General features: G+C 61.8%; 19 protein-coding genes. 2 read left to right on the top strand and 17 right to left on the bottom strand.

Translation table 11 applies throughout. From position 1 onward, the window contains the following. The first annotated feature begins 22 nt into the window (after positions 1-22). Both FNU76_RS02260 and FNU76_RS02255 read left to right on the top strand, forming a co-directional pair. Positions 23-271: a hypothetical protein gene (locus tag FNU76_RS02260; protein WP_143856193.1), complete on the top strand. Its 249-nt coding sequence runs from the start codon at positions 23-25 to the stop codon at positions 269-271. Further along, positions 268-768, top strand: a complete 501-nt coding sequence (locus FNU76_RS02255; protein WP_143856192.1) for a lysozyme — start codon at positions 268-270, stop codon at positions 766-768. Before FNU76_RS02260 ends, FNU76_RS02255 begins: the two co-directional genes overlap by 4 nt. A gap of 404 nt (positions 769-1,172) precedes the next feature. Here the strand turns inward: FNU76_RS02255 and FNU76_RS02245 are convergent, their stop codons facing one another. From FNU76_RS02245 to rpe, 17 genes are all read right to left on the bottom strand, one after another. After that, positions 1,173-1,883 carry a hypothetical protein gene (locus FNU76_RS02245; RefSeq protein WP_143856190.1) on the bottom strand — a complete coding sequence of 237 codons (711 nt, stop codon included), beginning with the start codon at positions 1,881-1,883 and terminating at the stop codon, positions 1,173-1,175. Positions 1,884-1,885: 2 nt separating this feature from the next. Further along, complete coding sequence (locus FNU76_RS02240) at positions 1,886-4,252, bottom strand: RHS repeat-associated core domain-containing protein (protein WP_179958316.1); 2,367 nt, start codon at positions 4,250-4,252, stop codon at positions 1,886-1,888. 19 nt (positions 4,253-4,271) lie between these two features. After that, positions 4,272-6,611, bottom strand: a complete 2,340-nt coding sequence (locus FNU76_RS02235; protein ID WP_143856188.1) for an RHS repeat domain-containing protein — start codon at positions 6,609-6,611, stop codon at positions 4,272-4,274. A gap of 656 nt (positions 6,612-7,267) precedes the next feature. Then, positions 7,268-8,485 carry a tyrosine-type recombinase/integrase gene (locus FNU76_RS02230; RefSeq protein ID WP_143856187.1) on the bottom strand — a complete coding sequence of 406 codons (1,218 nt, stop codon included), beginning with the start codon at positions 8,483-8,485 and terminating at the stop codon, positions 7,268-7,270. A 464-nt stretch (positions 8,486-8,949) separates the two neighbouring features. Then, positions 8,950-9,276: a hypothetical protein gene (locus FNU76_RS02225; protein WP_143856186.1), complete on the bottom strand. Its 327-nt coding sequence runs from the start codon at positions 9,274-9,276 to the stop codon at positions 8,950-8,952. After that, positions 9,251-9,586: a hypothetical protein gene (locus tag FNU76_RS02220; protein WP_143856185.1), complete on the bottom strand. Its 336-nt coding sequence runs from the start codon at positions 9,584-9,586 to the stop codon at positions 9,251-9,253. Before FNU76_RS02220 ends, FNU76_RS02225 begins: the two co-directional genes overlap by 26 nt. Before the next feature lie 268 nt (positions 9,587-9,854). Further along, positions 9,855-10,748 carry a PEP-CTERM sorting domain-containing protein gene (locus FNU76_RS24300; RefSeq protein ID WP_223879196.1) on the bottom strand — a complete coding sequence of 298 codons (894 nt, stop codon included), beginning with the start codon at positions 10,746-10,748 and terminating at the stop codon, positions 9,855-9,857. Positions 10,749-10,902: 154 nt separating this feature from the next. Further along, a complete protein-coding gene (trpE, locus tag FNU76_RS02210) occupies positions 10,903-12,366 on the bottom strand; it encodes an anthranilate synthase component I (protein WP_143856184.1) in 1,464 nt (487 codons plus the stop codon). Between the two features lie 96 nt (positions 12,367-12,462). Next, a complete protein-coding gene (locus FNU76_RS02205; protein WP_143856183.1) occupies positions 12,463-13,158 on the bottom strand; it encodes a phosphoglycolate phosphatase in 696 nt (231 codons plus the stop codon). 18 nt (positions 13,159-13,176) lie between these two features. Beyond that, positions 13,177-17,643, bottom strand: a complete 4,467-nt coding sequence (locus FNU76_RS02200) for an EAL domain-containing protein (protein ID WP_223879195.1) — start codon at positions 17,641-17,643, stop codon at positions 13,177-13,179. A gap of 10 nt (positions 17,644-17,653) precedes the next feature. Then, entirely contained in the window at positions 17,654-18,880 is a 1,227-nt protein-coding gene (locus FNU76_RS02195) for an ABC transporter substrate binding protein (RefSeq protein WP_143856182.1), read from the bottom strand. A gap of 35 nt (positions 18,881-18,915) precedes the next feature. Continuing rightward, positions 18,916-21,009 (bottom strand): TonB-dependent receptor plug domain-containing protein, encoded by a 2,094-nt coding sequence (locus FNU76_RS02190; RefSeq protein ID WP_179958315.1) that lies wholly within the window; start codon positions 21,007-21,009, stop codon positions 18,916-18,918. A gap of 68 nt (positions 21,010-21,077) precedes the next feature. Beyond that, positions 21,078-21,884 (bottom strand): citrate synthase family protein, encoded by an 807-nt coding sequence (locus tag FNU76_RS02185; protein ID WP_143856180.1) that lies wholly within the window; start codon positions 21,882-21,884, stop codon positions 21,078-21,080. Next, positions 21,881-22,699 carry a citrate synthase family protein gene (locus tag FNU76_RS02180; protein ID WP_143856179.1) on the bottom strand — a complete coding sequence of 273 codons (819 nt, stop codon included), beginning with the start codon at positions 22,697-22,699 and terminating at the stop codon, positions 21,881-21,883. The genes FNU76_RS02185 and FNU76_RS02180 overlap by 4 nt, the downstream gene beginning before the upstream one ends. Continuing rightward, a complete protein-coding gene (locus FNU76_RS02175; RefSeq protein WP_143856178.1) occupies positions 22,696-24,504 on the bottom strand; it encodes a thiamine pyrophosphate-binding protein in 1,809 nt (602 codons plus the stop codon). The genes FNU76_RS02180 and FNU76_RS02175 overlap by 4 nt, the downstream gene beginning before the upstream one ends. Positions 24,505-24,628: 124 nt before the next feature. Further along, positions 24,629-25,384, bottom strand: a complete 756-nt coding sequence (locus FNU76_RS02170; RefSeq protein WP_143856177.1) for an SDR family NAD(P)-dependent oxidoreductase — start codon at positions 25,382-25,384, stop codon at positions 24,629-24,631. Further along, entirely contained in the window at positions 25,381-26,070 is a 690-nt protein-coding gene (gene rpe, locus FNU76_RS02165) for a ribulose-phosphate 3-epimerase (RefSeq protein ID WP_143856176.1), read from the bottom strand. The genes FNU76_RS02170 and rpe overlap by 4 nt, the downstream gene beginning before the upstream one ends. Between the last annotated feature and the right edge of the window lie 32 nt (positions 26,071-26,102).

Genomic DNA, 26,102 nt, shown 5'->3' with positions numbered 1-26,102 from the left:
GCCGATGTCCTTGGAGGTACCTATGCAAAATCCCATCCCCCCCGACCGCTGGCGCGAGCAGGTCGATCACAAGCTGGCCGATCTTTCGACCCAAATGCAGCAAAACACCGCCATCACCAGCGAGGTGCGCGAAATCCTCGACACCGTGCGCGGCGGCATGCGGGTACTGGAAGTCCTGGGCACCATCGCAAAATGGGTGACGCCCATCGTGATGCTGGTCACCGCCGTACTGGCCTTTATCCATCAGCTAGGCTCGGGGGATAAGCCGTGAGTACCCGGCTGCGTATCCTCACCGCCAGCACCGCCGCCGTGCTGGCCCTCGCCACACCCTTTGTCATCCGCTGGGAAGGCAAGCGCAATCGGACCTATCTCGATGTGGCTGGCATTCCCACAGCCTGTATGGGACAGACCGGCCCGCGCGTCAAAATCGGTGCGACTTACAGCGATGCCACCTGCGAGGCCTGGCTACGGGAAGAACTGACCGAGACCTATGCCGCTATCAGCCGTTGCGTTCCTGTTCCCATGACGCCCAACCAAGCCGCCGCTCTGACCGCCTTCGCGTACAACGTCGGTTCGGCCGGCGCCTGCCAATCCGCTGCTGCTCGCTATGCCCGCCAGGGTGACTGGGGCAGTGCGTGCCGCGCGATCCAAGTCAACGATGCGGGCCAGCCGGCCTGGTCGTATATCACCGACGCCAAGACCGGCAAGAAGGTCTACGTGCAAGGTTTGGAGAATCGTCGGGCAGCGGAGCGGGCGCTGTGTGATTAACCCCGCAGGCCTTTACTGGTCTTACGAGCCCCTAGCGGGGGTGGGCTTGCGCCCACTACCGGTCGTTGCGCTGGTTCTCGCAGAGGGAGGGGAGATTGCGAGGGTGTGTTGCTTCGCAACTGGCCTAGCTGCGTAGCGGATAGCACCCACTCTTCATAGCGCTGCACGTCGATCAAAATCCGGTTGTCCGGTGCCTTGATAACCACGTCACCGTGCCTCCAGATGCCGCGACTTATCTTGGCGCGGATAGCATGGGGGGTGTAGCCGCTCAACTCGGCGAATCTCTCGACGGTTACAAAGCGCAGCATCTCTCAAGCCTCGCAAGCTGTTGTTGTGGTACCAGATGCTAACTTCGTTTCATGCCGCGTTAGGCACTCTGTCCCTTATGTCCCTGATTTTGTTTTTCATTTCCAGTTTCTCAACGCAGCATTGAGATCAAGGAAATTTTTTGCCGCTGCAAGTTGAGGCTTCATCTTTTCGATATCAAAGACTCCCGGCAGCGTTGAAATCAGTTCGGCAATGCTTTGCACTGACTGCCAGTCCTGAGGCTGCTCATAGAACCGAAAGAGATGCTGACCGCCTTGAAGCGCCACGTGTTCTTGCGCGGCTTTTTCCACAACAGGTAGAGGAACAGCATGCCTCGTCGCGAGAGAATCAGGCAGCAGAGTTAGCCAATAGAACCCAGGCAAATATTTTTGCGAATCTCGGCCAACCCAACTCTCGATCGTATTCACGCCTTGCTTAGTCACCACTCGATTTCGATGCTCTCTTTCTTGCGGCTCACAGGCAAAGCCGAAGATCGGCTGTGCAGTCGCCATATGGATTAAGAACTCCTTAGCAAGTGATGGATCAACATCTAAAAAACAATCGCAAATAGTTGATTTTCCCGTCGCGATTCTGATGCTGTAAGTGATTCCGGGAGCAAGCAAGAAGAAACCTGATTGGCTTTTGGCAACGAAAGCGGCAAATCTCTTCTTGTCTTCAATCTGATCGGCCGCGTTACTAACTTCCTCCGTGTGGCTGAAGTAAACAGGTCGAAGCGCTACCGGCAACGTCTCGAATGCCGCTACTACTCGCGCAATATTATTTTCAAACTCAAACCCTGCTTCCAGCATCTTTACCTCGGTCCCAAGTCAGAACGACGAATAATTGTGTCAAACGCTCGGCTACAAGCACCGCTGATGCACGTCTTCTCCCCGGTGATGAGCACCGACTCGCGCCCAGCCGCTCTGGCAGCCTCAGTTTGAACCCTTAGTTGCCGCGTCAGACTAACGTTTATAGTGTCTTTAATTTCAACAGATAGCGAGTTCGTCAATGCATCTGGTATGGCTCGACCTTCGGCAGTTGAAACTACTGTCGTGTTCTTCGACAAACCAAGCTCTTGAAGTACCCGTACCTCTGATGCTCTTCCGCGAACGCCGTTGGCGACAATGCCTGCCTCCTTTGCGGCCGTTGAATTTACCGTACAAACCACCGCCTGGCGAGAAGCACCATAGCCGCCGGAGGTCATCACGGTCGCTAGCGCCTCACCAAACATCACGCCGGTATGGGCAACAGCCGCACCCCGGTTGCCGTTTTCCCAAGCGGTGAGAGCATTGTCCCACGCCACTTGCCCAGGAATGACTGCGCGCATCCAATCGGGACTTCGGAATAATCCGAGCGGATCGCTATAACTGAGCGGATTTCCATCCACATAGGCATAGGTATTGAGCCCGCCAGCCAAGCCTATTGGGTCCGACTGGATGTACCGTCCGCCCGCCGCATCGTAGTCACGGTGCCCATTGTAGAACAGCCCAGTCTCGCGATCGAAGTACTGGCCAGGATGGCGCATGTTGTAGGCATAGGCGCCGCCAGTGGCCTCTGGGTCTTCATTGGGGGCGCTATTACCGAATGGCTCGCCCTGCCACGCCCAAATCGGTCGCTTAGTGGCGTCGGTGATTAACCGGGTGGTGCCCAAGTGGTCGGTATGGATATAGCGAACCGCACCGAAGTCGATGACGGCGATCGGGGTGTCATGGAGATAGACGTACTCGCGCTTGGTATTGCCCAGCTGGTCGCTTTCGGCGATCAGATGGCCTTGCATGTCGTAGTGGTAGACCGTGGTCTGGCCTTGGTAGGTCTTGACGATGCGCTGACCCAGGGCATTGACCACGTATTGCGCCCCGGCAGCAGCGATGAGCCGTCCACGGGCGTTGTAGATGTAGCTTTGCTTGGTGTCGCTCGTACGGCTGCCATTGGCGTCATATTGGTAGACACTGCTTTGCGGGCCGTCGCTGGCAGTCAAGCGGTTGCTGGTCGTCTCGACGCGCTGGACAAAGGTCTTGCCGTTGACGGTCAGTTCGGTGCGGTTGTTGCTGACGTCGTATTTGTAGGCCTGGCTCTTGGTGCCGTCCTGCCAGCTGCTCAGGCGGTCGTAGCCATCGTAACCGTACTGAGTTTGCTGGCCAGCGGGCAGGCCAAGCTTTTGCAGTAATCGCTCCCACCAGCCGCCGCTGATCTTCTGGGTCTTGATGCGGCTGCCAGTGTCGTAGCCCAGGGTCAGGGTGCTGTCGCCCAGGCTAATCTGGGTCAACCGACCGTCAAGGTCATAGCGGCTGGTGTGCAGTTCGCCATTGCCATAGGTCCAGTTCTGCGCGGCGCCGAAGGGGCGGTATGTAATGTCCTTGGCCAGTACCGTTGTGGCGGCGGTGGCATTGGCTTGGGTGAGGATCTGGTTGATCTGGCCGGCGGCATTGAAGTTGTAGGTGATGGTGCGGCCGCTGGGGTAGACGCGCTGTTTCAGGCGTCCCGCGCTGTCGTAGTTCTCACGAGTGATGTATTGCTTGCCGGCGATGGTGCGCCATTCACCCATGGGACGGCCGAGGTCGTCGTAGGGGATGCTGATCTGATCGCCTTGCGAGTCGGTGATCAGCTGCAGCTTGCCGGCCCGTGGGCCGGTGGTGCCGTAGCCGAAGGTAACGGTGCTCTGGTCGGCGTAGGTGAGCTTGTCCAGACGGCCGGCGAGGTCGTAGTGGAACTTGGTGGTTTGCCGCTTGGCGTCGGTGACGGTATCGGTACCGCCTTTGCCGTTGGGGACCGTGGTGGTGACACCGCTATCGGGACTGGTCTGGACGAGGATTTCGTCGAAGCCGTTATAGGTATAGGTGGTGACCAGGCCGCGCGGATCGGTGTACTTGGTCAGGCGGTTGCGTCCGTCGTAGTCGAAGCGCTGGATGCGGGTGACACCCAAGGCCGTATCGGTGCGGGTGATCATGCGATCGAGCGCATCGTACTCGAACACGCTGAGCCGGCCCAGGTCGTCAGTACGCGTCTTCACCAGGTCGTTCGGGTCGTACGTGTATTCGGTCCAACCACCGTCGTTGCGGATTTCCTTGGCAAGATTGCCGTGCAGGTCGAATTCGCGCTTGATGGTTTGGACGGTGGCGGCGGCCAGCGGCAGGCTGAGGGCCAGCGTGGCCGCGAGTATCAGTTTGGAAAATTTCATTGGGCTTATTTTATCAGGCTTAGCTTGCGGTACGAGCAGTGGGACGGGCCAAGGGGGCCCGGTCAGCGTCAATTTGGGCGACCAGCTGGGCCAGGCTGTTGCTGCTGTCCTGTAGCTCGGTGAACTTGCGATTGCCCATGGCATCCAGGGTGTAGACGATGCGGTTGCCGAGGTTGTCGCGGATCACGGTCAGGCGGTGGGCTGTGTCGTAGTCATAGTTCAGCTTGCGGCCGTCTGGAGTGTCGACCTGGCTCAGCTGGCCGGTGGGGTGGTAGCTATAGGTGGTCACCAGGCTGCCGACCGTGCGGGTCTTGAGGCGGCCGCGCAGGTCATAGCCCAGCGTGATGGTGACACCGTCGGGCTGTTTGATACGGCCCACCTGGCCGGCCGGGGTGTAGTCCTGATAGAGGGTGACCAAGCCAGCGCCGTCGGTGGCTTGGCTGAGGTTGCCCTGGGCGTCGTAGACGAAGGTGCTCACCGACAGGTCCGGCTCGGTGGCGGTCCACAGCAGGCCATTCGGGTAGTAGGTGTACTGCCAGACGCGGGCGCTGCCGGTCGGTGCGGCATTGAAGCCTTGGCTGCCGTTGGGGTCAAGGGTGGCTTGCTCGGTGCGGCTGAGGATATTGCCCTTGCTATCGGGGACAAAGGTGGTGCGCAGTGAGGGGGCGGAAATAGCCAGCGGGATACGCAGGTTGGACCACCATTCGGTCCGGGTGGTGCGGGCTTTGTCCGTGCCGGCAGACTCGATACGCTCGATTTGAAGGTTGCGAGCCAGTTCGTATTTGTAGGTGGTGGTCGCGCCCTTGAAGTTGGTCACACTGGCCAGGTTGTTTTGCGCGTCGTAGGTCTGGCTGCGGGTCTGCACGGGATCGCCGGCACGGGCACCGCTGCGGGTTTCCTGGCGGGGGCGGGTCACGTCGAGTTGGCTGGCCTGGCCATAGCTGTGGCTGACGCCGAGCGGATCGGTGAAGCGCACCGACTGCAGCTGGTTTTGGGCGTCGAATTGGTACTGGTCCACCTGATAGTGGTTTTGCTTGCCGGCTTCCCAGGTAGCAATGGTCAGGCCGGTGGTGGCGTCGTATTCCCAATGGGCGAAAGGCTTCTGGTTCTCGTCGATCAGGTCGCTAATGGCAGCCGGGGCATTGGCAATGGGCGACACCCGGACCAGGTATTGGTATTGGCGGCGATAGCCATCAGCGTGGCTGACCGAGACCAGCTTGCCGGCCTCGTAGCCGTAGGTGATGACCTTGCCGCTGGGCGGGGTGACTTGCTTGATCAGCAGGCCGTCGTAGTCGATGCGCAGTTGGCGCTGGAAGCTGTCGCGGACCAGGAAGATATCTTGGTTGGCATTGGTAGTGAACGTCAGGGTGTAGCCATTGCGTTGGACTTGGCTGACGGGCTGTAGATAGTCGTCAAAGGTCCATACGCTATCGTCGCCATCACGGTACTGCCAGCCGCCGCCCGGCAGTTCGGTCAGGCTGGCATTGACATCGGCGTCGGCTTGCCAACGGCGGGGTTCACCGTCCAATAAGCGAAACGACATCGTCCGTTGACCAAGCTGGAGCATCATATCGAGACGGTTGTAAGCGGCGCGTGTAAATAGACGGATATCGTAGTTGTGGCGCCAGCCGCTGGCATCCCAGCCGCGTGCGGCCGTACCGGCAGGCACGCGACGCAGGCTGTCATAGTGGCGGGTAAAGGCGAGCGATGACGCACCCGTGGCGGCGTAATCGGTCTCGTCGATCAGGGTGCGGCCCCGGTCTAGACCAATCGGATCGCCGATCGCAGCCGGAATGCTGCATTGGCAATCGTCCTGCGGCGGCGTTTTATCCTGGGTATTTTGCGTGGGGTTGGTCGGGACGGCGCATTGACCTTGCTGGGGATCGTATTCCTTGCCGGCCGGGCATGCGCAGGTCCCATCGTCCCGCATGGAAAAGCCGGCAGGGCAGAAACCATTGGGGCCGCCGCTGCGGCAGTACTGCTTTTCTGGCTTCACACCATTATTCCAGCCGTACTCCCAGCCTGGCTTGCACATGCCCTGACGAACGTTGACGGCGCCGAGACAGTGATCTGGTGCGCCGTTGCTGCCCCGATAGCAGATGGCGTCCGCGTAGCTCCAGCCCTGATTGTAGTAGCCGCCTTCCCGTAGATATTGCTGGACGCTGCGGTCGGCCTTCGTTTTGCACCCGGGTACATTCTCAACGTCTGACGGTTGATCACCCATGCAGGGGCTTTTTTTGTGAATATCCATCCAATACATCGGACCGTAGATATAGACATAACCGCGCTCTTCGCCCGGCCCCGCCACGGCGGCATAGGAGAGTAGGTAGCAGGCAACAAGGAGGAAAAAACGTTTCATTTACAAGGTCTTGAAGAAATCATTGCGCGAATTTTGGTGAGGCCAGAGCGGTGTCTGGCCTACGCGGGGCCGACAATATATCCGCAAATCTCGTCACTAGCTTGACGAGGCGACGGACGGTAGGTTTACCGGAAGGACTCCAATTGCGCCGGCGTATTCACGCAGGACGCTCAACCGGCGCCAGCCTCTTCTTCTACATGCTATCGAGATTGGGCTGGATCGACTAAGTGCGCGTCTGAAGCCAGTCGAGTCTGGTATTTTGCTTGAACAGGATGGTGTGCAGGTATGCCAGGAAGATCAGACACTCTGTTCTAAGCTACGCCGCTACGGTACTGATGGGGCGAGCCGAAAACGGATGATCGTCTGGAAGGGCACGGTTGCCCATGAGGTCTGGGCTCTATGTAGGTGCTGACCAGAGGTAATTTCACGTGTGACTAGCGTGTGAATACACAAGCCAATTGAAGCCGCTCCAAGCCACCGAGTGATGGTTTGGAAACTGCGAAAACCTTGTAGCTACGTGGTTTTGAGCGGCTTGGCGCGGTTTAGAGATGGCGCCTCCGACAGGAATCGAACCTGTGACTGCCTAATACTTATTCTAGCCAGGTCGGTACGTCAACATCGGTCCAGATGGCAGCAAGTGAGCCGCCAACGTTTCCTTACGCGGTTTCCACTGCTGATACCTGCACGACGTTCGGCATAGGCCGCTGCGCATCAATCCAGTCTGCCCACCACTGCAGCATCTCGCGGCGCTCCGGTAAATACTGGGCGTGGTTGTAGGCAGCTTTAACCTGATTTCGCTCAGTGTGAGCGAGTTGGCGTTCAATGACGTGCTCGGGAAATCCATTCTCGTGCAGCACAGTAGTGCCTGTGCCACGGAAGCCGTGGCCGGTCACTTTGCCCTTATACCCAATGCACTCGATCACCCGCAAAATAGTGGTGTTCGTCATGCCTTCATTTGGCCGGCGCATGTTTGGGAACAGGAAATTCCGCTCACCCGTGAATTTATGCAGCATCCGCAGTTTTTCAACGGCTTGTCGAGACAGGGGGACGATATGCGGGCGCCCCATCTTCATCCGCTCCACCGGGATGCGCCACTCGGCGGCTTCCAAATCGAATTCAGTCCACTTAGCCAAGCGCAATTCAGTAGTTCGTACCAGTGTAAGCAACAACAGATTGGTGGCGATGTTGGTGAGGCCGTAGCCTTGATATGCATCGAGCGCGACCAGAAACGGTCCTACATCAGGTGCTTCAAGATGGGCGTGGTGTTTAACCGTTGGCATGCGTATGGAACCGCGCAGCGCGTAGGTAGGGTCAATGTCAACGATCAAGTTGGCAATGGCATGACGGAAGATGCCGCCAGCCCATTGGCGAACCAGCACCGCGATGGACTTGGCGCCGCGCTCTTCGACTTTGCGGATAGCAGTTAGGATGTGGGCGGAGGTGATCTCCCCAATGGGTAAAGCACCGTAAGTGGCCAGCAGATCCCGCTCAAGGAAGGTGTTTACTTGGCGAAGTGTGTTGGGCTTCCAGTGGGGGGTGCTGTAGGTAATCCAGTCATTGGCCACTTTGCGCAGAGTGACCGAACGGTCGGACCGCTGAATCAACTTTGCTTGATTGCGAGCCTCGGTTGGATTGATACCCTGGGCAACCAAGCCACGGACGCGCTCGCGTTCGCGCCGGGCATCGACCAACGAGACGGCTGGGTACTCGCCTATGGTATAGCGGCCGGCCTTCTTCGGTGTTAGCCAGTAGCGGTACAACCAGACTTTCTTCCCGCTGGGGCGAACTTCAAGGTAGAGGCCGTTCCCATCCTGTAAGGCGATGGGTTTTTCCTCAGGCTTGGTGTTCCGGCACTTCATTTCTGTAAGAGGCATTAGGACGGACAACCGCACATGATTTTTATGTGCGGTATTGTGTGCGGTTTTTTTGTGGACGGCAACGGATGGTTGCGGAGAAGTGCAAACGGAAACCGCGCCAGATCGGCGCGGCTGGGTAGGGAAGGGGACAATTACGGACAGCTCAGTGGACCAATGCTAATTTTCAATTACTAGCAGCATGTCGGCTGTAACTCTTTGATTTGTAAAATATTTTTGTTTGTGCGCCTACGCATGACCAAGTTTGCCCCAATCGAGCTACCGAGTAATACATTAGAGGTATTACTCTGATCGATTTTCAACCTAAGCGGTGCGAGCACGACGAGGAAGTGGCAATGCCGGCTGCGGCGACGTGTCCGGGTTGACATTTACACCTTGGACGACAGCGTCGTGGTGACGCTGTTCCAGCTTGGCTTCCACTTCAGCGCGTGTCTTTGGGCGCAAGACACGCAAGACAGACTTCTTCATACGCGTATCCCTTCTTTTGCAAGATATGCATTGAGCACTTTGATGCTGGGACTACCTGGCGATAGATCAAACTGCATGATACGTCCGTAGCCATTCAGGCGCCACCATGCGAGACCATCGGGTTGCTCAAGCAACGCTTGGATCGTAGTGACGGCATTGTTCGATCCGCTGTCTCTACGCCACTGCAGTTGTTCGGACTCGGTGAGCGATGCGTCATAGCCAAGTTGCGCCCAGACGTAGTAGCCCACCATTTCGTCGTCATATTTGCCCGCAGCAAAGGTCATGATTGCGCGAATATCAGGAAACAGTTGCGCAGCTTTCACTTCGGTTGCCTAGCCCTTTTCCGCGATGGATGGGGTGGAGTGCAAATAAGTCGTTAGAAATCAGTATGATGCCGTCTTCGACTTGGGTCAGGCGTCGCTGCTGGTCAATTTGGAGAAATGGATGGCTTGCAATAAAAACCAGATCGTCGTTGCTTTCTTCAACGAGGATGAGACTGTCATCCAAAGCGCCGACGAGCTTCCCCACGGTCGTGGCATCAAGTGCTATGCCGTTCAATTCATATTGTTCCGTCGTCAGCAGTTTGATTTTCCCGTTGAAGTACTGCTGGGTCAGTGGGTCACGAGTATCCATGGAAGTACCGCCGAGTACGTTAAATTGGATTTGGAGGCCCAGGCGGGGCGGCAGACTTATCCGTTGACCAAGCGGCGGTTATTTTGTGCCCCGGGATTGTTTACTTACGCGCGGCAAAGTATGCGACCTGCTATGCAGTGTCAGGAGACTGGGCCTGCATCTACGGAACTGTATCCGGGTTGGATGATGGTTCTGTATTCGGGCTTCGACGTAATGGACTGCAACCCGCGTCAAACAAGGTTGAGCGGGTTGCGCGGCAAAGTCGGTCCTATCCACGCCTACGCATGCTTGCACCAATCAGTCCCAACCCCGCCAACAGCATGGCGTAACCCTCTGGTTCCGGCACCGGCGCGGTAGTGATGCGATCATTCGTATGCGTGGGATCGAACAACGATACGCTGGTGTCGGCGCAGTACTGATTGCAGCCCAAGGGATCGTCCCAATAGCTGAACGTGGTCAGTGTGTACTTGATATTGGCCGTTTGCCCGCTGGCGAAGCTGCCCAGGTTGACCTTGCCGATATAGTCGTCGAGCGAATAGGAAACGTAGTTGGCGTACGGTTCCGCGTTGCCGCTATTTTCGTACAGCTGGCCATTTCCCAGGTCGAAACCTTCCTTGCTGAGCGAAACTGCGCCGTTGACGACTTTGAGTGTCTGCGCGGCGCGCCAGACCGAATGGCCGTTGACCTGGATATCGGCAATAAAGCCACTGTGGAAATTGTGCTGGGTCGCGGGGTTCCACTGGCTGACGCCCATGCTCAGCTGGCTGAACTGCAGATTCATCTGGTAGTCGCGCTGGCTGCCGGAAGTATTGCTGATGGTGTCCTGCCAACTGGCGCTGCCGGTGGCGATGCCGGCCGCCGCGCTATAGGCGTTGGCGCCCATGCCGTCGGTGGCGGAGCGCGCCGCCATCATCACCGGGTAATAGGGCATGTCATCGGGCGGATTGCGATTGCCGCTGGGGAGGGGCAGATCGTCGGTGCCGACCAGGGCTTCTTGCGCGTCGGTAAGCGAAGTCGAGCCCGCCCGGGTCCAGTTCGGGTTGCGCATGCCGGCGGGATCATAGGAGACGCTGGCCGTGGCACTGGCCGCCTGGGCAGCTTGCAGACCGAATAACAACAGGCCACATGCGGCCAAACGAATGGCGGGGAACTGGATGGACATGGATAGGATTTTCTCGAAAGGAATGGGAAAGCGGCTAATGAACGGATAGCGCGGGTCAAATACCCGCAGCAGTATCCGGCATCCTTCTCCATTCCATCAATGATCCGTTCGGACCACGGCGGCCCAGCGTAAACGCTGGTGCTGACGAGAGAACCTAACTGTCCAACCCTTTCTGCGCCATCTCGGCAGCGCGCAGCACGGCGCGGGCCTTGTTTTGCGTTTCCTGCCATTCGGCGCTGGCCACCGAGTCGGCGACGATGCCGGCGCCGGCTTGTACATACAGTATCTGGTCCTTGATCACGGCGGTGCGTAGCGCGATCGCCACATCCATATCGCCATTGAAACCCAGATAGCCGACCGCGCCGGAATAGATGCCGCGCTTGCTGGGTTCCAGCTCGTCGATGATCTGCATGGCCCTCACCTTGGGCGCGCCGGAAACCGTACCGGCGGGGAAGGTGGCGCGCAGGATGTCCAGGTTGCTCATGCCGGGCTTGAGCGCGGCTTCCACGCTGGAAACGATATGCATTACGTGCGAATAACGTTCCACCACCCGGTCGTCGGTGACCTTGACGCTGCCGATCTGCGCGACCCGGCCGATATCGTTACGGCCCAGGTCCATCAGCATCACGTGTTCGGCGATTTCCTTCGGATCGGCCAGCAGTTCCTCTTCCAGCGCCAGGTCCTCTTCGCGGGTCTTGCCGCGGGGGCGGGTGCCGGCGATGGGGCGCACCGTGACCGCGCCGCCCTCGTGCCGTACCAGGATCTCGGGCGAGGCGCCGACGATATGGGTATCGCCCAACTGGTAATAAAACATATAGGGCGAGGGATTGAGGCTGCGCAGCGCCCGGTACAGCGTGATGGGCGGCTGTTCGAAGCGCATGCTCATGCGCTGCGACAGGACCACCTGCATGATGTCGCCGTCGACGATGTACTGCTTGGCCTTTTCCACCGCGGCCTTGAAGGCGGCTTCGCCGAACTCGGATTTGGCGGTGGTGGTCGGCGTGGCTTCGGCGCGGGGTAGGCGGGCTGGATCACGCAACTGCATGCGCAGGCCATGCAGGCGCGAATGGGCTTTGGCAAAGGCTTGCGGTTGGCTTGGGTCGGCATAGACGACCAGGTAGAGCTTGCCGCTCAGATTGTCGAAGATGGCGATTTCCTCGCTCAGCAGCAGCTGGATATCGGCCACGCCCAGCGGGTCGGGCTTGTCGCAGGCCGCCAGCTTCTTTTCGATCAAGCGGATGGTGTCGTAGCCGAAGTAACCGACCAGGCCGCCGGCGAAACGCGGCAGGTTCTCGCCCGGCGGTACCTTGAAGCGGGCTTGGAACTGTTCGATGAAATCCAGCGGGTCGCCGTCGTCGCGTTCGACCACCTCGCCGTTGACGCTGACTTCGGTGGCGCGGCCGCGCACCGTCAATACGGTACGGGCAGGCAGGCCGATAAAGCTATAGCGACCGAAACGCTCGCCGCCCACCACCGATTCCAGCAGGTAGGAATAGGGGGCATTGGCCAGGCGCAGGTAGACGGACAGCGGGGTGTAGAGATCGGCCAGGCCTTCCTGGACGACGGGGATGCGGTTGTAGCCTTGACGCGCGAGCGCGTCGAATTCGAGTTCGGTCATGGTGTGCTTCCGGGCAAGGATGGGGAAAAAAACGCTGGTCTGACGCGATCAACTAGCGCCATCGCCAGGTCAGCCCGCTGTGCCGTTTGGAAGTCATCATGATGGGTTGGGTACGCCGAACGAAGGAAATGAAGCTGCATTCTTCACGAAATCCACCGCCTCGACAAGGTTGTCGATATGGCCGGTGCAAGCCAGTCCGGAGATATCGTCGTAGCCGTAGCGCAGTAGCAGGCAAGGCGAGCCGGCATTGTCGGCCGCATCGCGATCGAAGTGCGAGTCGCCTATCATCAGCAGTTCCGCCGCCTGGATACCCCATTGTGCGCAAGCCGTCAGCAGCGGCAAGGGATGGGGCTTCTTTTCCGGCAGGCTGTCGCCGCCCAGTACGATCTCGAAATAGTCCGCCAGGCCGGTGCGCTGCAATACCGGCACGGTAAAGCGTATCGGCTTATTGGTGATGACGGCCAAGGGCAGGCCCATGTCGCGCATGGCCTGCAATCCCTCCAGCACACCGGGATAGGGGCGGGTGGCGACGGCCAGCAACCGGTCGTAATGGCGGCAGAACGATGCCACGCCGGCTTCATGCAGCTCGGGATGGGCTTGTCCGTCCCGGTCGTCCGTCAAGGCGCGGTGTACCAATTGCCCCATGCCGCCGCCGACAAAACTCTCCAGACGAGCTTGCGGCAGGTCCGGCAGGCTGTGTTCGCGGCGCATGGCGTTGGCGGCGGCGGCCAGGTCGGCAATGGTATCGAGCAGGGTGCCGTCCAGGTCGAGGGCGATGGCTTTGATGGGCATGGTTCAGGTTTTACGTGCTTACCCTGCCTTGCTGGCTGCGGAGCTGAGCGAGGAGGTGTCGTGGTCGGAGGCGCCCTCTGCCTGGAGAAAACGCATTTCGAATTCCCTGGCCGGCACCGGCGGACTCAGATAATAGCCTTGCATGAAGCGGCAGGCGAGTTGCCGGTAGAAATCCTGCTGGGTTTCGGTTTCCACCCCTTCGGCCACCACTTCCAGGCGCAGGCTATGGGCCAGCGCGACGATGCCGGTGACGATGGCCGCGGCGTCCGGGTCGGTGGTGACATCGCGGGTAAAGGAGTAATCGATCTTGAGGGTGTCGACCGGGAAGCGTTTCAGGTAGGCGAGCGAGGAATAGCCGGTGCCGAAGTCGTCGATGGATAGATGAACGCCCAGCGTCTTGAGCTGATGCAGGATGGAGACGGTGTCGTGCGCGTGTTCCATCAGCACGCTTTCGGTGATTTCCAGGACCAGGTGTCGCGCCGGCAAGCCCGTTTCGGCCAGGATGCGGCCGACCAGCTCGACAAAATTGGCCTGCCCCAGTTGCACGCTGGAGAGATTGACGGCGATCTGCAATTGGCTGTTACCTGCGTTCAACCAGCTCATGGCTTGCCCGCAGGCGGTGCGCAGCACCCATTCGCCAATCGGGATGATCAGGCCGGTTTCTTCCGCCAGCGGGATGAAATCGGCCGGCGATACCATCCCTCGGCTGGGGTGCTGCCAGCGCAACAGGGCTTCCATGCCGACGATACGGCTGTCGGCCACTTCGGCTACCGGCTGGTAGTAGACACGCAATTCTTCCCGTTCCAGGGCGCGGCGCAGGGCGCTTTCCAGGCGGAGGTGCTCGGATACGCTGGCGTCCATGCCGGCTTCGTAGAACTGGAAACCGCCATTGGCACGCTTGGCCCGGTACATGGCGGTGTCGGCGTGGCGCAGCAGCACGCTGGCATTGTTGCCGTCGATGGGATAGAGCGAGATGCCGATACTGGCTGAAATAAAGATGTCGTGCCCATCGATATCGAAATGGTTGGCCAAGGCGCGTTCGATCTTTTGCGCGGCCGTGGCGGCCGTGGTGGCATCCGGCAACTCGTCCAGCAGGACGGTGAATTCGTCGCCGCCCAGCCTGGCCACGCAATCGCTGCTGCGCAGGCTGTGGCGAAGGCGCTGGCCGACCAGTTTGAGCAGGCGATCGCCGGTCTCGTGGCCCAGCGTGTCGTTGACGAATTTAAAGCGGTCCAGGTCGAGGAACAGCAAGGCCAGGCTGTGGCCGTGCTGTTCGGCACGGACGATGGCTTGCTTGATCTGTTCGGTGAACTGGGCGCGGTTCGGCAGGTCGGTAGTGGTGTCGTGATAGGCCAGATGGCGCACATGCCGGGCGCTGCGGTTGGCTTCTATCACGCGCCGCACCCGTTGCTGCACCACGGCCAGGTGGATGGGCTTGGTGATGTAATCGCTGGCACCGACGGCGAAAGCGCGTTCGATCGAGCCATTGTCTTCCAGCGCGGTGATCATCAATACCGGGATATCGCGGAATTCCGGCATCTCCTGTAGCCGGGAACAGGCGCTGAAGCCATCCAGTACCGGCATCAGGCCGTCCATCAGGATCACATCGGGACGGTTGTCCGCCAGGCTGGCCAAGGCTGCCTCGCCGTCGGCTGCCTCGCTGACCTGGAAACCGCTTCGCTCCAGGGCCTGGCGCAGGGCGGAGCGGGTGCTGCGGTCGTCGTCCACCACCAGGACCAGGCCTTCCTCGCCGCGCGTTTCGCTGGCCTCGCCCTGATGCTGGCGAAGTTCGGCCAGCAGGGCCTGTTTCACCAAGGCGCACTCGGCATGCAGGCGAGTGAGCAGGGATTCGGCCAGGGCGATCTGGCCGACCTCGGCCAAGGCTTCGATCTCGCGCGCGAGGCCGGAGACAATGGCGGCGCCCAGCGTGCCGCTGGCGCCCTTGATGGCATGCGCGGCTTGGCGCAGGCGTTCGCCGTCCTGGGCGGCGGCGGCCTGCTCCAGTGTTTCCAGATACTTGGGCAGGTCTTCCAGATAGGGTTGGATGGCCAGGCCCAGGCTATCACCCAGCGCTTCGCGCAGGGTGTTGAACACGCCGCTGTTGAGCGGCTTGCTGCCGATTTCCAGTTGCTCGGCGCTGGCGCTCGGACCGGGCGAACCGTCGATGGAACGCTTTGACCAGCGCGCCAGCTTGTTGCCCAGGCTGCCCAGGGTCAGCGGTTTGGCCAGATGGTCGTCCATGCCGGCGGCGAGGCATTTCTCCACGTCGATCTGCTGCACATTGGCGGTCATGGCGACGATGGGAATGCGCCGGCCGGTCTCGGCTTCCAGGGCGCGGATGGCGGCGGTGGCCTGATAGCCGTCCATATGCGGCATATTGCAGTCCATCAGGATCAGATCGAAGGCCTGCAATTGAAAGGCATGGATGGCGGCATGGCCGTCACCGACGATTTCGGCATGGCAACCCAGCATCAACAGCATGCTTTCGGCCACGGCCTGGTTGGTGCGATTGTCTTCGGCCACCAGGATCCGGCAACGCCCCACCGGCGCGGGTACGGCTGCGATTTCCCTGCCGGCGCTGGGGGCGTCCAGCGTGGCGATGCACTCCCGCAATTTCTCCAGCCGCAGCGGTTTGCTGAGCCAAGCGTCGATATGTCCGTTCCCCGGTGGCTGGCTGAGACCGAATCGGTTCATCGCGACGATGCGCAGCCGTGCCAGGTCGGCATCGGCGCGGATGCGGGCGACCAGGTCGCCGCCGGCGGCGCTGGTGAACTGGCTGTCCATGAACAGTAGCTCGCAGGGCGTCCCCGCGGCCAGTTGCGCTTGCAGGATGGCCATGGCCTCGGCGGTATGGCGGGCATTGAGGCAGCGAAAGCCCAGGGCCGACAGGGATTGCGCCAGGAAGTCCCGCACCACCGGGCTTTCGTCCACCAGCACTACGCCGCGCCCCGTGCCGGGGTGGGCGGTGGGGGCGAGCGCTTCGTCATGGGCGGGTCCCAGCGGTAGCGTGAACCAGAAGCGGCTGCCTTTGCCCGGCGCGCTTTCCACGCCGATCTCGCCGCCCATCAGGTTCACCAGTTGGCGGCAGATGGACAGGCCCAGTCCGGAGCCGCCGAAGCGGCGATTGGTCGAACTATCGGCCTGGGCAAACGATTCGAAGATATGCGCCTGCGCTTGGCTGTCTATGCCTATGCCGTTGTCGCGTACTTCGAAGCGCAATAGCCAGTCCTCGTCGCGCTGTTCCAGTACCGCGGCCTGCACGACGATTTCACCCTGTTCGGTGAATTTGATGGCATTGCCGATCAGATTGGTCAGTACCTGGCGCAGACGGCCAGGATCGCCGTTAAGCCGGGCGGGGACCTCGTCGCCGACCAGGTGGCTCAGTTCCAGTCCTTTCTTCTGGGTTTGCGCGGCCAGTAGCTCGATCACATCCTCGATCAAGCCATTGGGGCTGAAGTCGCTGTGCTCCAGCTCGACCCGCCCGGCCTCCAGCTTGGAAAAATCGAGAATATTGTTGATCAGGTCCAACAGATATTGCGACGAGTTCCAGGCCAGTTCGACAAAGTGATGCTGCTTGTCCGGCAGCGAAGTGGCCATCAGGATATCCAGGGTGCCGATCACCCCGTTGAGCGGCGTACGGATCTCGTGGCTGACGGTGGCGGCGAATTCCGCCTTCAGATGGGCATAGCGCACCGCTTCGTCATGCGCTTGGCGCAACTGCTGCTCCCGCTGCTCCAACACCACGATCATGCTATTGAAGGCTTGCGCCATTTCCGCGATGTCGGGCGGGCCGTCCGTGGCCGCCCGCACGCCGGACTCGCCTTGTTCGGCCCGCGCCATCTGGCCTGCCAGCTGGGTCAAGGGCCGCATCAGGCGCTGGGTAAGCAGGCGGATCAGCAGCAGCAGGACGAAAGCGGCCAGAAAGGAGGTGCCGAAATTGACCGCGAACATCTGTATCGTCATCTGCCGCAGGGTGGCCTTGCTTTGCACCAGCCGCACATAGCCCAGGCGCTCGCTGCGCGGTTCATCCACGGCGAAGGGCGAGACTTCCGCCTCCTTGCCCATGACCGGCGAGACGAATTGCCAACTGTCGTCGGTTTCGATTTCCAGTCCGCCGATACGGTCCGGGGGCGGCAGTTCGGGCCGCTCGGGCAGGCGCTGGTCGCCCTTGCCGCGCACCAATAGCGGCCGGCCGTCGGCGTGGCGGATTTCCAGCCGGGTGATATCGGGAAAAGCCAGGGTGACGCCGACGGCGGCGTCGGCGTTCTCGGCTGCGTCGTACAGCAGGGCCAGCTTGCTCTGGCGCGCCAGGCTTTCCGCCAAGCCTTCGCCCTGGGCCCGCAGCACCTCGCGGATCTGGCGGCTGCCCTGCCAGGAGCTGGCCAGGGACGAGAGCAGCGCCAGCAACAATACGCCCACCGTCACCGCCACGCTCAATTGGTGGCGGAAAGACTTGTCATGCAGATAGCGCTCTAGCAGTTTCATCCGGCTTGGCTCACGGCTCGGGGAAGATAAGATCGAAACTTTGCTGCTGCTTGTTACTGAGGTTTAGTCCAAGGTGGCTGGCGGTACGCAGATTTACCGCCAGAAGTACTTCCTTGAGCGGGCGGGTGGCCTCGGCGGCCTCGGCATTGCCGGCCAGCTGGCCCAGCGCGAAATGGGCCAGCTGGCGGCCCAGGCCAAGGTTGTCCGGGTAGAGCGAAAACAGGATGCCACGCTTGACGTGCCCAAGGCTGCTGGAGAACACCACCAGGTTGCGATTCCAGGCTCCCTGCAGGACCAGCGGCAGCACGGCCGACTCTTCCACGGTGGTGCCGTCCTGCGGCAACCATAGCGCGTCGGTGTGGGCGTCGCTGGCCGACAGGATGGCCTGGTAATGTTGCATGGCGGTCTTCAGGTCGCCGGCCTCGCGTACCTGCAGTTCCAGCCCCTGCGCCTTGGCCGCCTGGCGTGCCAGCTGGATCAGCCAGCCATTGTTGCGCGGGTCGTAGACGACGAAGACCCGCTTGGCCTGCGGAGACAGCAGCTTGAGGCGGATAAACAGCAGCTCGGGATCGGGCGCCAGGCTATGTACGGAAATGCCGCGCGCCTCGTTCTCGGGCACGGCCAATACGCCGCCGGCCACGATATTGACGGTGGCCCGGTCCAGCGCGGCCGCGGCGCGCAGGCCGTTGCGGCCCAAGGCGATCACGACCCGTACATTCTGGCGCTTCAGCTCGCCGTTCAATTCCTGCTGGTTCAGATTGCTGCCGATGGCAAAGCTGGCGACGCGGACCTTGGTCTTATCCTCGATGCCCTCGATGATTTTGGAGAATACGCTGCGGTAGGGCTCGCCGATATCGGGGTAGAGCACGGCGATATTGCCGGCGCTGTAGGCGGCGACCTTGAGAAAGCCGCCACCGGTCGAAGCGGCCAGCATCATCGCCTGCTCCTGGCGGGCGCTGGATTTCAGCCGATACAGCGCCACATCGGGATGCTCGAAAATGCCGCTGAGAATCTGCTGGAATGCGTTAGGCGCGTACTCGTCGGCACGGTCGTACAGCACGGCCAGGGTGGGATGGCGATTGCGCGGTTCGGCGGTGTGTGCAGCGGCGTGCGCAGCGGCATACGTGCCAAAGCCGGCTATCAGCCAAAGCGCCAGCATCGCCAGCCCGGTCGCGCGACGGACATCGACCCGGCGGATACCCTCGGACCCATCCCGGCGTGGTCGGTGGAAAGGCACTATCGCGCTAATCCTTGTCAATTAGATGCTTGTCGTCAAAGCCTGCGCTGCAATTGCAGGAACCAGGCACGGCCGGCCTGCGGATAATCGCGCGGGATCAGGCCAGGCGCCTGGCTGGGCTCGCGGATATCGCTGTTGAATATATTACGGGCAATCAGGCTCATATCCCAGGCGCTGCGGCTATTTCCATAACTCAGGGTCAGATCGGTGCTGGTGTAGTCAGGCACGGCCGGCCGGTTGTCGCCAGCCTGGCGGCGGCGGTCCGCCACCCGGTTGACGCGGCCGGCCAAGCGCCAGTTATCGCTGAAGCGCCAGTCGCCCTGCGCCGAAAGTTGCTGGCGCGGCGCATTGCCGGCATCGGTCTGGCTGGTCTTGTCGGTTGAACGCTGCCAAGCGTAATGACCGCTGACTCGCACGGTGCGGCTGGCATCCCAGACCGTTTCCAGTTCGAAGCCATGGCCTTTCTGGCGGCCGCTATTGCCGGCGGTGGCGCCAGTGATGGGGTCGCTATTGGGGAGGAAGCGGATGATGTCCTTCATCTGGTAGCGGAACAGGCTGAGGTTGAGCTGGGTATTGCTGCGCACCTGCCAATTGACGGCGGCCTCCAGCGAATCCAGCTTTTCCGGCTTGGTATTGATGTAGCCCAGTTGCACGGGGTTGTTGACGTTATACAGCTCGCTGAACGACGGGGCGCGGAAGGCGCGGCTATAGAGCAGCTTGGCGGTCAGGTTGAAGGCGGCTTCCCATACCAGTGCCAGGCGAGGGTTGGTGGTGCTGCCAAAGTCGGAGTAGTGGTCGCGACGCACCCCGGCCGTCAGGAACAGGTCCTTGGCCAGCTGCCATTCATCCTGCGCGAACAGATAGCGCAGGGTCCGCTTATGCGGCAGTTGGAAAGACGCCACATTGGAGACGTCTATCATCCCGCCGGTGGGTACCGGCACATTCCCCACGCCGGGGACAAAGGCGAAATTGAAGTTCTTGGTTTCGTGGACATCGAACAGATCGTTCTTCTCCCAGCCCATGCCGAGACGCAGCCTATGGTTGGTCCAGCCGGTATAGACCGCCGTGCCGCCCACGCGGGTACGGCGCAGCTTGGTACCGGGCGTACCGCGCATACCGTCGGGGAAAGCACCGCCAAAGGCGCCGGGCGGAAACAACACCAGATTGGTTTGCTGGCTCATATACATATGTGCCAGCTGGGCGCTGATTTCCCAGTCCGGGCTGAATTGCTTGTCCTCGTAATTCAGGTCGGCGGTCAGCCGCTTGTTCGAGCCATGGCCAGCCGGATCGAGCGCCGATGCCACCCCGGTGCCGGTGCCTACTTTATCCCGCCACTTGTAAGCGGTGCGCAGGCGCCATTTACCCTGGCTCAGATCGATGGCCGCGTCGATATCCTTGTGGCCGTACTCGGTGGGGCCGGGGGCATAGGAAATGCGGGTTCCGAACAGGCCGTCCAGCGGTGTCTGATTGTCGATCTCGACCGTGCGGCGGGCGCCGTCGGTACGGCCGGCCGACAGATAGGCCGCCACCTGCATCGCGCCCACATTGCCACCGTACAGCCACCAGGCTGCCCCGGTACCGAACGATCCGCCGCGCGCGCCGAGACGGTGGCCGCCGATCTCGGTGGCGGTCTTGGTGACGATATTGATCACGCCGGCAAAGGCGTCGGCGCCATACAGGGCGGATCCCGGGCCGCGAATCACTTCGATGCGCGAGACATTCTCCAGCGGCTGGCCGACCGATACGCTGCCCGGGTCGCCGGTGAAGACCGAAGTCATGGGAATGCCGTTAACCAGCAGCAGTACCCGGTTATTGGTATCGGACTGGATGCCGCGGATAACATAGACCGGGCTGCCGACCTGCGAGGAACGGTTGATATGCATGCCCGGCACCGTCTCCAGCACCTGGTCTAGATCGATGGCGCCCATCGCCTCGATTTCGGCCGCCGTGATCACGCTGGCCACGGCCGGTGCCCGGCTGACCGGTTGGGCGCTGCCGGTGGCGATACTGACAAAGCGCTTATCGCCGTAGGCCAGCGCCATGTCTTCTTCTTCCATCTCGGCCGCCGCCCCGTATCCGCACGTCAACGCTACCAGCAAGCTGATCTGACTATATGGCCATCGTTTCATCGTGGTTCTCCGGCTATGTACCATTCAATCGAGTGAGCAAGGGAGCGATAGGGGGCAGGGTGGCCGCTTCAGCCGGGTAGCCAGGGGCGTCGCGCTTCACCCTCGTAGCGGATACCCGTGCAGGGGGTGGGAAAGCGGCTGCCGGCCGGTAGCTCGCAAGCCTCGCCATAGCACGGCTGCATGCCGGCCAGCAGGCTGGGAAACATGAACTGCTGGAAGGTTTGGGCGCTGAATCCCAGATCGGCGCCGAAGGCGGCAACCAGGCCGCCGTAGTTCATGCGCAGCGGCTTGCCGCTGCCCAGCAGGAACTGGTCGAGGGCGAAGGCAAGGCGCACATGCGGACCGTCGTGCAGACCCAGCGATTCGGCCACCCGCATGATGGGCGGGATGCGCTCGTCGCCATTTGCCAGGGGGCGGCCGTAGCCAGCCAGCTTGCGCCTGGCGGCGAGGTGTTCGGCCACGCAATCCGCCAGGCTGGCGCCCGCAGCCATTTTTTGCCGGGTCGCCAGAAAGTAGCTGATGGCGCGGAATTCATTGCGGCGCCCGTAGATGGAGGCCTCGGCGATGGCATTGCCGGCGCAGATCGCCAGATTGGCGGTGCTGCGGCTGGTACCCGCCAGCGCCGCCACCCGGTTGCACCAGATGCGCGCGTCCGGATAGCCGGTCACCACCCAAAGGGCATTCATCAGGCGCGTCTCGGCGGCACTGGGCCGGCGCGCTGTGATGCTGTAGGCGTAAAGCGCCAGCCACTCCATTTCCATCAATTCGCCGTGCAGATCATGGCCCCGGAATACCGCCCGGCTCCCGGGAAAGGCGCCGCCGACCCTGGTACGAAAACGCCCGCTGGCCTCGGCAAGATGCTGGTAGCCGCTCATGATGGGGCTTTCGTGTCGGGCTGGGCGGGATCGTCCTCCAGCTCCAGCGGGGGAAAGGGGAAGCGCTTGAAGCCATACTCCCATTGTTCCAGCGCATGCGCGGCCGCGCCCGGCAGGCGCAGCAGCAGGTATAGCATCTCGCCCTGCGCCGGGTTGAAGCCCAGGTCGCAGAGGCAGGCGGCGGCAGGTAGCGTCAGGGCCAGTGGCAGGCCGGCGGCCTGTTCCAGCGCAACGCGTTGGGTTTGCAGCCAGGGCAGGCGAGGGCCGGGACTGAGCCTGGCCAGCACCGCCAGGGTCTGGCACACGATGGTGGTGGTGCTGACACCGTTTGGATCGAAGCCGGCCGGGTGTTCCGGCGCCGGCCAGACATCGATTTCGGCTTCGGGCAGCTTGGCCAGCCTGGATTGCCAGGCGCTCAGCTCGGTACCGCATTGCTGCCAGCCCTGCATGGCCAGCCATACTTCGCGGCCGCCGCCATATTGACCTGCGCCTACCGCCAGTGCCGCCATCAGGCTGGCGGCGGCGGTGGAGCCGCCGATGCCGCCGCACATGGCGGCATGGATGGACGGATCGCGCGGTCCGGGATTGGCCAGCGCCACCGCCAAGGCGTCCAGCAGGGCGGTTTCGGCCGGCGTGGGCCGCTCGGCGCGGAACAAGAGATAGAGCATTTCCATCCAGCGTGCCTGTCCCAGCATCTCGCCGTATACATCATAGCCATGGCAATAAGCGGCCCGGCTGGCGAAGGGATTGTCCGCTTCGGCTTCTTCCAGCCAGATGCGGGTGTGGATTACCTGTTCCGGGGCCGCCTGGCTCATTGCTCGGTCCCCAGGGTCTTCATCCGCAGGCTCATGGGCGGGACTTCCTCGCCGTCTATCCGCACATCCAGCAGGGTGGGGCCGCGCCGGCGCAGGATGGCATCGAAATCCAGGCTGTCGAAATCCTCCGGGCGGCGGATCAGGAATCCCGGAATGCCCATGGATTCGGCCAGGCGCCGGTAGTCGATGTCCGGCAGTTCGAAGGCGGTCGCCTCGGCGCCCGCCAGCCTTTGGCCGTGCTTGACCATGCCCAGTGCGGCATCATTGAGAATGACGAACAGCACGGTCAGCTTCTCGGAGGCGGCCACGGTGATCTCCTGGCCGCTCATCAGATAGCTGCCGTCGCCGGTGATGCAAACCACCGGGCACTCGGGATTGCCGCGCGCACCGCCGACCGCGGTGCCGATCGCCCAACCCATGGGAGCGAAATCCATCAACACGCGCAGCCAGCCGGAATGGTCATGGCGCCGCTCGCCCAGTTCCGGGTGCGTGCGGCCGAAGTCGTGCTGGTGGCTGATGCGCCGGTCGCGCGCCTGCAGATAATGGATCGCCCAGGCGGTGCTATTGCCGGCGTCGGCATAGAAGCGGGTGCTGGGCGGGCAATGGCGCGATAGCTCGTGCATCAGCCGCTGGGGTTTGATCGGGACCGCATCGGACTCGTACTTGTTCGGTTCGCGCAGCATGCCCTCGATGCTGCGCAAGCTGATCTTGCCGGCCCGTTCGGCTGCCTTGGCCTGGTCGCCGCGCAGGATATCGACCAGCATTTCGCACACGCTGCTGATACGGCCGCGCACATGCAGGCGGGCCATGGGCGAGCGCATCAGATGTTCATCGTCCACATCGATATGCACCAGCCGGTTGTTCAAGACCGTGTCGCACCAGGCCGCACTGGTCCATTCGCCGAGGCTGACGCCAATGGCCAGGACCACATCGGGGTCGTCCAGCAGAATGGCGTTGGCGGTGTAATGGCCGGCGAATCCGAACACGCCGCGATAGAGATGATGGCGTGGGTTGACCAGGCCCTTGCCGTCCGGGGTGGTGACGAACAGGGCATTGGTCAGTTCGGCGAGTTGCAGAATGGCTTCGGTCGCTTCGCCGCAGGTGCCGCCGAGAATAATGGCGATCTTGTCGGCCCGCCGAATTTCCTCGGCCAGTTGCCGGACCACATTGATATCCAGCAGCGAGGGTTTTTCCAGCAGGGAGCGCAAGTCGTAATTCAGCCATGAAGAGGGCGCGGGCGCACGCAGGATATCGACCGGAAAAGAAAGATGGGCCGGCCCATAGGGCGCCCGGTGGGTGCGCATCAAGGCGCTGACCAGCTTGCTCTCGACTTGATCGGGGTGGGAAACCAGCGAGTTATAGCGAGTGCAGTGGCGAAACATCCCCAGCGTGTTCACGCCGGTGCAGGCCGATTCCTGCAAGGCGCCACGACCGAAAGAGGGTAACGAGGGTTGACCCGTAATGGCCAGCATGGGGATGCTGTTGTCGTAGGCGCAGGCCACGCCGGTGATCAGATTGGTGGCGCCCGGACCCGAGGTGGCGATGCAGACACCGAGCCGGCCGGTCTCGCGGGTGTAACCCTCCGCCATAAAGGCCGCACCGGCCTCGTGCCGTGCCACCACCGCCCTTGGCCCGCCGCGCCGGGCGCTGCGGGCTAAGGCGTTGTAGACGGGTTCGACCGCGCCGCCCGGTACGCCAAACACGTACTCGACGCCAATGGCTTCCAGATAGCGCACCACCAGTTCGGCCACGTCCGTGCCCTGAAGCGTGTCGGTTTGTCCGCCCGCTGCCTTGTTGTCCGCCATGTCTCGCCCTCTTCGCCTTATGTGCGGCTGCATTTCGCTGGCAGCCGCAATATTTATAGGCGCTTATGCAGGCAAGGGCCAAGTGGACATGCATGCCCGCCATTGCGGCAGGCGCGGCGTGGGCTTAGCTGGCGAAGGTGCGTATATCGAGCAGGTCCCCGAAGCCCATATGCGTGCCATGCAGCAAGCGCAGGAGATCGGCCCCGGCCCGGTCCGGGTCGCTCAGTGCGCCGTCGGCCTGGTAAGCCTTGAAGCGTTCGACCAAGGGGAAGTCCTCGGGCGTACTGGCGCGGATGTCGGCTTGCATATCGGTATCGATAATGCCGGGCGCGACGGCGGCGATGCGGATGCCGTTGGCGTGTTCCGCCTGTTCCACCCCAACGCAGCGGCTATACATGTCGAGGCCCGCCTTGCTGGTGCAATAGGCGGTCCAGCTCGGGTAGGGATTGCGGCCGGCGCCCGAGCTGATATTGAGGATGCGGCGATCTCCCGGCCTTTCCTGCACATGCGCGATAAAGGCATTGCTCAAGTGCATGGCGGCGGTCAGGTTGACCGCCAGGCAGTGGACAAGGTCGCTGTGCTGATAGCGGCCGGCCGGCGCGATGGGGCCGGTGACGCCGGCATTGTTGATCAGGTAGAGGTCGCGCGCGCTGCCCAGCGCACCGCAAAGCGCCCCGGTCAACGCTTCCAGCTGGGCCGCGTCGGCAAGGTCGCAGGGGAAAAACCGATAGCCCGGCATATCCCGGCCCAATTGCGCCAGTTCGGCACTCTCGCTGCGGGCGACGGCCAGCAGCTGGCCGCCCCGTGCGGCGATGGCGCGCGCGATGCCCAGGCCCAGGCCGCGCGAGGCCCCGGTGAGGATATAGAGGGCTCCGCTCATGCGCCGACCTTGGCCAACTCGGCGCGCATCGCTGCGATGGTGGCCTGGTAGTCGGGCGAATCGTAAATGGCCGAGCCGGCCACGAAGGTGTCGGCACCCGCGCGGGCGATCTCGGCGATATTGTCCACCTTGACGCCGCCGTCGATCTCCAGCCAGATCTCCCGGCCGGTGCGGGCGGTATATTCATCGATGCGGCGGCGCGCCTCGCGCAGCTTGTCCAGGGTCGCCGGAATGAACTTCTGGCCGCCGAAACCGGGATTGACCGACATCAGCAGCACCATATCGATCTTATCCATCACATAGTCCAGATGGGACAGCGGCGTGGCCGGATTGAACACCAGGCCAGCCTTGCAGCCTTGCTCCTTGATCAGCCCCAGGGTGCGGTCGATATGCTCGCTGGCTTCGGGATGGAAGGTAATCAAGTCCGCGCCGGCCTTGGCGAACAGCGGCACGATGGCATCGACCGGTTTGACCATCAGGTGTACATCGATCATGGCTTCGGTACAGGGCCGGATGGCCTGGCACACCAGCGGGCCGATGGTCAGGTTGGGGACGTAGTGGTTGTCCATCACGTCGAAATGGATGATATCGGCTCCCGCGGCGATCACATTCCGTACTTCCTCGCCCAGTTTTGCGAAGTCGGCGGACAGGATGGAGGGGGCAATGCGGAATGTGGGCTGGCTCATGGCGGGCGCTCGGCGAGAGGGGAAAGGTACGA

It is taken from the genome of Chitinimonas arctica (assembly GCF_007431345.1).
Lineage (GTDB): Bacteria > Pseudomonadota > Gammaproteobacteria > Burkholderiales > Chitinimonadaceae > Chitinimonas > Chitinimonas arctica.
The sequence above is the reverse complement of the archived record's forward strand: the minus strand, read 5'-3'. Positions and strand labels throughout refer to the sequence as shown.

Bases quoted from the DNA above. Each gene is read 5' to 3' on its own strand.
- FNU76_RS02260 (WP_143856193.1), top strand. From the start codon at position 23: ATGCAAAATCCCATCCCCCCCGACCGCTGGCGCGAGCAGGTCGATCAC.
- FNU76_RS02245 (WP_143856190.1), bottom strand. From the start codon at position 1,883: ATGCTGGAAGCAGGGTTTGAGTTTGAAAATAATATTGCGCGAGTAGTA.
- FNU76_RS02240 (WP_179958316.1), bottom strand. From the start codon at position 4,252: ATGAAATTTTCCAAACTGATACTCGCGGCCACGCTGGCCCTCAGCCTG.
- FNU76_RS02235 (WP_143856188.1), bottom strand. From the start codon at position 6,611: ATGAAACGTTTTTTCCTCCTTGTTGCCTGCTACCTACTCTCCTATGCC.
- FNU76_RS02230 (WP_143856187.1), bottom strand. From the start codon at position 8,485: ATGCCTCTTACAGAAATGAAGTGCCGGAACACCAAGCCTGAGGAAAAA.
- FNU76_RS02220 (WP_143856185.1), bottom strand. From the start codon at position 9,586: ATGGATACTCGTGACCCACTGACCCAGCAGTACTTCAACGGGAAAATC.
- FNU76_RS24300 (WP_223879196.1), bottom strand. From the start codon at position 10,748: ATGTCCATCCAGTTCCCCGCCATTCGTTTGGCCGCATGTGGCCTGTTG.
- trpE (WP_143856184.1), bottom strand. From the start codon at position 12,366: ATGACCGAACTCGAATTCGACGCGCTCGCGCGTCAAGGCTACAACCGC.
- FNU76_RS02205 (WP_143856183.1), bottom strand. From the start codon at position 13,158: ATGCCCATCAAAGCCATCGCCCTCGACCTGGACGGCACCCTGCTCGAT.
- FNU76_RS02200 (WP_223879195.1), bottom strand. From the start codon at position 17,643: ATGAAACTGCTAGAGCGCTATCTGCATGACAAGTCTTTCCGCCACCAA.
- FNU76_RS02190 (WP_179958315.1), bottom strand. From the start codon at position 21,009: ATGAAACGATGGCCATATAGTCAGATCAGCTTGCTGGTAGCGTTGACG.
- FNU76_RS02185 (WP_143856180.1), bottom strand. From the start codon at position 21,884: ATGAGCGGCTACCAGCATCTTGCCGAGGCCAGCGGGCGTTTTCGTACC.
- FNU76_RS02180 (WP_143856179.1), bottom strand. From the start codon at position 22,699: ATGAGCCAGGCGGCCCCGGAACAGGTAATCCACACCCGCATCTGGCTG.
- FNU76_RS02175 (WP_143856178.1), bottom strand. From the start codon at position 24,504: ATGGCGGACAACAAGGCAGCGGGCGGACAAACCGACACGCTTCAGGGC.
- FNU76_RS02170 (WP_143856177.1), bottom strand. From the start codon at position 25,384: ATGAGCGGAGCCCTCTATATCCTCACCGGGGCCTCGCGCGGCCTGGGC.
- rpe (WP_143856176.1), bottom strand. From the start codon at position 26,070: ATGAGCCAGCCCACATTCCGCATTGCCCCCTCCATCCTGTCCGCCGAC.